The sequence below is a fragment of the Paenochrobactrum sp. BZR 201-1 genome, assembly GCF_044987585.2.
Taxonomy (GTDB): domain Bacteria; phylum Pseudomonadota; class Alphaproteobacteria; order Rhizobiales; family Rhizobiaceae; genus Paenochrobactrum; species Paenochrobactrum pullorum.
Genome location: NZ_JBJDRZ020000015.1, coordinates 41,379 through 48,999 on the forward strand (window position 1 = coordinate 41,379; position 7,621 = coordinate 48,999).

Annotated in this window: 7 protein-coding genes and 1 pseudogene; 3 read left to right on the forward strand and 5 right to left on the reverse strand. The window is 43.7% G+C overall.

Going from position 1 to position 7,621, the window contains the following annotated elements:
* Positions 1 to 147: 147 nt before the first annotated feature.
* Positions 148 to 1,074: a DMT family transporter gene (locus ACI0FR_RS10355; RefSeq protein WP_404908165.1), complete on the reverse strand. Its 927-nt coding sequence runs from the start codon at positions 1,072 to 1,074 to the stop codon at positions 148 to 150.
* A 357-nt stretch (positions 1,075 to 1,431) separates the two neighbouring features.
* Here ACI0FR_RS10355 and ACI0FR_RS10360 point away from each other — a divergent pair, with 357 nt between their 5' ends.
* On the forward strand, positions 1,432 to 2,232 hold the full coding sequence (locus ACI0FR_RS10360; protein ID WP_374832133.1) for an ABC transporter permease: 801 nt from the start codon (positions 1,432 to 1,434) through the stop codon (positions 2,230 to 2,232).
* A gap of 10 nt (positions 2,233 to 2,242) precedes the next feature.
* Positions 2,243 to 2,986: an ABC transporter ATP-binding protein gene (locus ACI0FR_RS10365; protein ID WP_374832135.1), complete on the forward strand. Its 744-nt coding sequence runs from the start codon at positions 2,243 to 2,245 to the stop codon at positions 2,984 to 2,986.
* 663 nt (positions 2,987 to 3,649) lie between these two features.
* Here ACI0FR_RS10365 and ACI0FR_RS10370 read toward each other — a convergent pair.
* Genes ACI0FR_RS10370 through ACI0FR_RS10380 form a run of 3 tightly spaced genes read right to left on the reverse strand, consistent with a single transcriptional unit; the run spans position 3,650 to position 6,208 of the window.
* The gene (locus ACI0FR_RS10370; RefSeq protein ID WP_374832179.1) at positions 3,650 to 4,294 is read right to left on the reverse strand and encodes a response regulator transcription factor; all 645 of its coding nucleotides are present in this window, start codon (positions 4,292 to 4,294) and stop codon (positions 3,650 to 3,652) included.
* Position 4,295: 1 nt separating this feature from the next.
* Complete coding sequence (locus ACI0FR_RS10375; RefSeq protein WP_404908171.1) at positions 4,296 to 5,678, reverse strand: sensor histidine kinase; 1,383 nt, start codon at positions 5,676 to 5,678, stop codon at positions 4,296 to 4,298.
* A complete protein-coding gene (locus ACI0FR_RS10380; RefSeq protein ID WP_404908173.1) occupies positions 5,675 to 6,208 on the reverse strand; it encodes a putative pterin-binding protein in 534 nt (177 codons plus the stop codon). The genes ACI0FR_RS10375 and ACI0FR_RS10380 overlap by 4 nt, the downstream gene beginning before the upstream one ends.
* A gap of 171 nt (positions 6,209 to 6,379) precedes the next feature.
* Between ACI0FR_RS10380 and ACI0FR_RS10385 the strand changes: the two are divergent.
* Positions 6,380 to 7,201, forward strand: a pseudogene (locus ACI0FR_RS10385) (ABC transporter ATP-binding protein); the annotation flags it as partial.
* Positions 7,202 to 7,283: 82 nt separating this feature from the next.
* On the opposite strand, the gene ACI0FR_RS10390 reads toward ACI0FR_RS10385, so the two are convergent.
* On the reverse strand, positions 7,284 to 7,621 hold a 338-nt coding region (locus ACI0FR_RS10390), incomplete at its 5' end, for a DDE-type integrase/transposase/recombinase (protein ID WP_404908175.1).

Consider the following 7,621-nt stretch of genomic DNA (forward strand, 5'->3'; position numbering starts at 1 on the left):
ACGCAAATATGGCTTAAACGCACCATACTGCTAAAATGTGGCAGAATCTCATATCAGTTTCGTGACATATAACATATTTTCCAAGCCAGCGCACGGAAAATAGGTTGAGTTTCAATGGCCGTTTTCTGCATAGTATATGACTTGAAGTCAGCCGTTTGAACTTTCTGCCAAATCCGTATTCAGTGCCGGCGCACCTTCGGCCGGCACCACAGCCGGTGGTTCGGAAACACCGCGCTGGCGTTCGCGAACGAATGTGAAAAAGCCGGAAATGATAATCAGAACTGTACCCAATACCATCGGCATATCCACACGATCATGGAACACAAAGTAGCCAAATAACAGTGCCCAGATCATCTGGCTATATTGCGGCGATGCGATAGCACTGGCAGGCGCACGGAAAGCCGCCAACATCAGCAATACATTGCCAAGAGCCGCCAACAAACCATAACCGGCAAGATAGACCCATTCTATTGAATCAGGCGTTTGATAATTCGGCACAGCCAAAAAGCCTGCAATGACAATCGGCCCGATCAGGCCACTGGTATAAAGTGATATACGCTTCTCGCGCGCACCCATCACACGATAGATAATAATTCCAATCGCACCGCCCATACCGGCCACCAGCGCACCCAGATGTCCAACAGACAACTCACGAAAGCCAGGTCGCAGAATAATCAACACACCAACGAAGCCGATAATCACTGCCGACCAGCGCCGCCAGCCCACTTTTTCACCCAAAAAGATCACTGAAAGAACAGTCACAAAAGCGGGCAACAAGAATATCAGCGCAAAAGCTTCAGCCATGGAAAGATGGGTAAAAGCTACCACACTACCAATCGTCCCCATTGCGGAACTGACAATGCGCAATAACCAGATCGGACGGCTGGATGTGCGGAACATGTCCAGCCATTGATCATTGGCATTCTTCATGAAAGGCACACCGCACAGACCAAAAACCGCGCCCAAAGAAGCGATCTGATAAGGCGATAATGAGCCGTCAATAAATTTAACACACGCATCACTGATAGCGTAAGCTGCGTAAGATGCAAACGCGAGAATAATTCCGTAAACCATAATAATATGCCTAAAAACCAAATGCCTGTCATGTTGGCATTGAATTTATTTATGCTAAAAAAGCGGATATGGCAAAGCCAATAAAAAGGAATAGATTTCTCTGCATATCCGGTGTTAATATCACTCAGAAATTTATACTGATAATTTTATTATGTTCAAATTTTATTACTATTTTTCAAGTAAGTAAGAGGTGATTTTTTATAATTTATCATTTTAATATTTTAATGACCCCAACTGAAAACTCACTGACACAATCGCCTTCTATAATAGCGTCGAACATATTGATGTGACGCCGGTTTGTGCATCTTTCTCAAGATGTTACTACTTGGTGATTTATTTTTTTGCATGGAGGTTTTCGTGGCAGGTAACGCCCGTAAAATTGCACTGAATGATATTACGCATGCATTGAAAAAAATTGATTTGGCTGCACTTCTCGGCTGGCATGATGTAAAACAAAGATATATGCGCTCAGCGCTTGGCCCTTTCTGGCTCACACTCAGCATGGCGATTATGATTGGCGCAATCGGCATTGTTTTCAGCCAGCTTTTTCAAACGCCGTTAAAAGAATTTCTACCGTTTCTCACTATCGGGATCATTTTATGGAGCTTTATGCTGACCAGCCTTTCTGAAGCTTGCACAAGTTTTATTATGGCCGACGGCATCGTCAAGCAACTGCCCATACCACTTTTTACGCATATTATCCGCTCACTTTGGCGCAATATGATCATTTTTGCGCATAATATTATCATCGCGCCTTTCGTATTTCTGATTGTCGGCGCTTCCTGGCATTGGAATGCACTATTGGCAATTCCAGGCTTTATTTTGGTTTGTATCAATCTGGCTTGGGTGATGTTGATATTGGCAGTGGTCTGCACCCGTTACCGAGACCTGATCCAGATTGTCGCCAGCATCTTACAGGTCTTGTTTTATATCTCACCGGTCATGTGGATGCCGCAGCGTTTGCCAGACCATATCGCTAAATATCTATTAACGCCTAACCCTGTCTATCACCTTCTGGAAATCGTTCGCGCACCATTGCTGGGGCAATTGCCAAATTCTTTAAACTGGATAACCGCCATAGTCATGGCAATGGCCGGTTGGTCTGTAGCGATCGTTTTTTATGGCAAATTCCGCTACCGCATCGCTTATTGGTTATAAGGGCAATTTCATGGCTCATATTTCAGTCAAAGACGTATCGATTGATATTCCGATTTTTAATGCGGGCAGCCGTTCATTGAAAAATCGTCTGATACAAGCAGCGACCGGCGGGAAAATTTCACAGGATGTGCAAGGCCGCGTCAGTGTTCGTGTGCTGGACAATATCAGCTTCGAGCTGAAAGACGGAGATCGAGTGGCGCTCCTTGGGCATAATGGTGCAGGCAAAAGCACGATGCTGCGTCTTCTTAGCGGTGTTTATTATCCGACGGCAGGATCTGCTGTTTTGCAAGGACAGACCGGTTCTTTGATCGATATTTCCCTTGGCATTGATCCGGAGGCAACGGGACGGCAAAATATCTATATTCGCGGTGCTTTGCTTGGAATAGACAAACAAAAGATGAACCGCCAAATAGATGAAATCATTACCTTTACCGAACTTGGTGACTTTATCGACATGCCGCTTCGCACCTATTCCACCGGTATGCATTTGCGACTGGCTTTTGCGGTTTCAACCATTATGCGGCCGGAAATTTTGCTGATGGATGAGTGGTTGTCTGTTGGTGATGAAGCTTTTCAAAAAAAAGCAGAACACAGACTGAATGAATTGGTGCAGGCTACCAATATTTTAGTGCTGGCAACCCATTCACGTAAATTGGTCGAGCGCAGTTGCAACCGTGTATTCTGGCTTGAACACGGCCGATTGAAAATGGATGGCGGGCCGGAAGACATTCTGCCGCTTTATTTTGGCAGCTAAATAAATATCAGGTCGTGCATAATGACCAACGACATCCAGATCATATCCACGCACTGATAGATACATCTGCGACTTCAAACAAACCATAATGCAGATTTAATTGCACGTTGCGCCAAATGCCCGCCGGTCAACAAACGGCATTGCCTGTAAAACCTGCTGATGCATTATTTCAGCAGTCTTGGAAGCAAGATTCGCTAGAGCATGTCTCCCAAAAGTGGGCACCGGTTTTGGGATAAAGACATGCGTAAAAACAAAACGTTAGAGCGAGCACAGTGGATACGATTAAGTGCGACACGCTCTAATGCATAATTGTGCTGCACCATAATAAAAGTGCAGTTCAATAAAAGATTTCTATGAAAGCTTTCAAATGAAAGTTTCCTTGAAAAATTAATTGTTCGGCAAAGCAATTGCTCCGATAGAAGCTTTGGTATCGGTGAAATAAGCTTGCTGTTCGCCAGCTGTTGTGCCTTGACCGTCAATCAGATCATGCGAGCCGCATGATCGGCACAATCACTTAAAATTGCAGATGTTCATTGAAATTTCCCAGGGTAACAATTCACGTAAACAAGGAAATCATCAAAATAACGCAAATATAAAACCTGCCAAACAATCAATACGCTTAAGAAATTAACAGGCCTCTATCCATTTTAAAACATAGACTTTTTATAGATTTACTATGTTATTTTTCATTGCTTCTTTCACAGCCTCAGCCCTTGAATGAACCTTTAGTTTTTTAAAAATATTCTTGATATAATCATTTATCGTATGCTCTGAAAGCTGCAAAGCTATCGCAATATCGGCATTTTTCTTGCCATCTATTAATTGCACAAGAACATCCAGTTCACGTGGCGATAATTTTTTAGAATTCATACCCAAGGAGGCTGATTGACGTTTATTTTCAATACGTTTTATCAAGCGCAGCTTAGCTTCAACCTGTGAAATAAAAACACGCAAATCAATCGGTTTGACCAGATATTCGTCAACGCCTGCACGATATGCTTCCAAAATACGGTCGCGATCTGAGAGGGCCGAGAGAAACAAAAACGGAATAGCACTCAATGGCTCCGAAGATGTACGAACTTTCTTCAGCAACTCCAATCCGTCCATATGCGGCATAAGAATATCAGAAACAATAAGATCAGGGACGTTAAGGGGATGCTTCTTTAGTAACTCTAATGCTGCCACCCCATTATCAGCTTCAATAACATCATGTCCGGAACGCATGAGTTCTCGCACCAATTCCTCACGAATATATTTTTCATCTTCTACGCAGAGCACCAAAGCGCGAGTGGATTCGTCAGTTATCATATTAATCACATTCTACTCCGGAGACAGGCAATCTTAGTTCAAACTCTGTAATCCCGCTGCCTGTCGCCACCAATTTTAAGTCACCGCCGTGCATTTGAGCGATTTGACGTGAAAAACTTAAGCCCAACCCACTGCCTGAAAGGTGAGCGACATTCGTAGCGCGATAAAAACGATCGAAAATCATCTCCGCTTCATGAGCAGGAATACCGACACCATAATCCTTAACTCTGCATATAAATACATTATCCGAGAGCAAGGCTGTAACATCTATAGCGGTGTTATCCGGAGAATACATGTCAGCATTAGCAAGCAAGTTCACTACAATCTGCTCCAGTAGAGTTTTATCACCATAATAAGGTACTTCGGTAATGTGGTGATCAAAATGAACCGAACGCAAAGGATAAATATCTTGATGATAAGCAATCGATTGGCCTATTATTTCCAATAAATCAAACTGTTCTGCTTTTAATTTCACCCCTTTACCATTAATGACATCACCGCTGATTGTGCTTTCAATAATGCGTGTCAAACGGCTTACAGCTTCACGAATTCTGCCAACGGCTTCTGTTACTGCTTCACTGGTAATATCTTCCGGGTGCCTTATAAAACGTTGTGCAATCAAATCGATAATGGCAACCGGCGTTTTAAATTGGTGCGAAACAGTAGTTAAAAACCCTTTATAAATTTCATTGGCTTTTTTTTCATTCTTCAGCGCCACTTTTAATGCTTGAGTACGCTGATCAACGATTGCTTCCAACTCTTCCTGATAATGTCTTAATTCAGTATTCGCACGATTGGCTGATTTTATATTCATAATGAGCAAATAGGATAAAACAGCACCGGCGGTCATCAGACCAAGTACTGCCACCATGGTCAGATAAATGATGTTCAGCTGGTGATCACGCGCATCCCCTCCGGCATCGCGTTCATGAATCATGGAAAGATTGGCGATACGACCAAAATCATTGAACACCGGCAGTATTTCCCGGTAAATTGATAAAATTTCTGCCTGCTCGAGATGTTCTTCAATCTCATAGCGCTCTTCAATCTGCTTCATTGTTGCGATGATATTTTCAAGCTGCTTTGCCGCACCAATATTTTGAAAATATTCAAGTTGGGGGCCGATGCTTAAAAGATTGATGCGGCTTTTCAATATTTCGAAACGCAGCTCAATCAGCTCTTCATTATCGCCGTCCAACAAAAGTGCATCACTAAAACGCCGACTCTCGCGGTCTGCTTGATTAACGGCCCAGAGCATATTTTCGCCGACAAAACTTTCAAGCGAACGTTCAACCTTCAATAGCTGATAAAAAGCGTAAGCCAGCATGAGGCAAAACCCCAGCATGGCGATACCTGCCACAAAATAAACACGGGTAATTTTCATTCAACCAGCAATTCAGAGAGTTGCCATGCCCATCGATGATCAAACCGAGAATCCTGCAGTTCAGGTTTCTCATCACGCGGATACACGATCCAGAATGGACCAAATTGCGTAACAGGCATGGCTTCGCCATTCATTTTATCTGCCACAAGGACATTAAAATCATAAGCATCCTGACCGGGGATTTCGACTTCATAATCATTTAGTGCCCGTGCTTTAATCACTATTTGGCCGGCTTTTTCTTCCTTAATACCTATAGTTTGAAGCAATGATTTCAAAGGTACCCCTGAAAACTCCTGTAAACCTTCTGTCCATGCTGTGTGGGTTTTAATCGTCTCACGAGACAGTTTCGTTTGCCCTGCAACCAATTGATATTCAGAACCGGACGCCGTTTTAACAATCAGCGTTGATAGGTTGGCTGCCCGAGCAGATACTGTGAAATTCGTCACCAAGATCTGGCTGATATTCAAACCACCACCGAGAATGCTCAAGCTTAAAAAAGCAGAACATATAAAACGGCAGTTCTTTCTCATGGTCCAGTCTCCCCTTAAAAATTAAGTAAAAGCCGTATCAACATAGAGATTTTATTCATAGAGAAAAGCCAAAAACAAGTGCGGAATGCCGAACTTATCTGTGTATGCTTTGCTTTCCATCGTTATTGCTGCCGTCAATATTAAAGCAAACGTCGTTGATAAAATTGCCTTGGCTTACGGGTGCGTGGCGGAAAACGCGCTGTCATTGACAAGGCGGTAGCGGAAGCTGCCCATATTTTAGGCTTAAGCGAATATCTGGCTCGTAAACCAGCCGATTTATCGGGCGGCCAGCGCCAACGTATGGCCATGGGACGAGCGATTGTGCGCCGCCCCAAAATCTTCCTGTTTGATAAACCACTTTCCAATCTGGATGCCAAATTACGCACCCACATGCGGACAGAAATAAAACATCTGCATCAACGTATCCAGTCCACCAGCATATATGTGACCCATGATCAGGTCGAAGCGATGACGCTTGCTGATCGCATTGTTATTATGAATGAAGGGCGTATCGAACAGGTCGACGCACCGATGGATGTATTTTTGGAGCCTGCAAATACCTTTGTTGCCAGTTTTATTGGTTCGCCACCCATGAACCTTCCTGACAGCATCATTGAAAACCGGAATGGGCAAACCAAAGTCCGCATTACCGGATTAACAGATTTATGCATTAGCATTCCGGATGTTTTTACAATCAATGCCCATGAAGGCCAGCCGGTTAAACTGGGTTTGCGTCCGGAAATTATGTGTGTCGAGCCGGGCGCTAAGCGCGAAATACTTGACTGTCAAATAGACCTCGTCGAACCATTAGGGGCCGAGGCTTTATTACATGGGAAAATAAACGACCAAGCGTTCATTGCCAAAGCAGATACGCTTTATGGCGATCCCGATTTAAAAGGCATTACACAAATTGCAGTCGATGTGCCCCGCATTCATGTTTTCGATGCCGCGACCGGACACACTCTAAAAAACAGAAGCAGGCTGCCATCATGAAACCGGATTTTCAAGAACGTCTGAAAGATATTGATCACGATATCCGCCGCGACTGGCAGCTTTATTTATTGCTTTGACACAGTTATCCTGCGAGTTCCGCAAACTGCTCGAATGGCGATTTTGCTCCCATTCCAAACTGTCCCTTATGGATCATATGCGCTGTTTCAATTCCATCCATTGTTGCTGATGCCGTGGCAAAGGATTGAAAGTCCCGCATCGGATTGATGATTTTTTTGATGAAACGATGATCCTGCTCAATGATGTTATTGAGATATTTGACCTGCAGGATATCAATGAAAGGGTAAAACCCGACAAGCCAAAACAGAATATTCATATTCCGCAATCCGGCGTAATTAGCGCCGCTCTTATCAATCACAACCTTGTCCGGAATACCGTTGGTTTCAATGGTTCTTTTAAAGA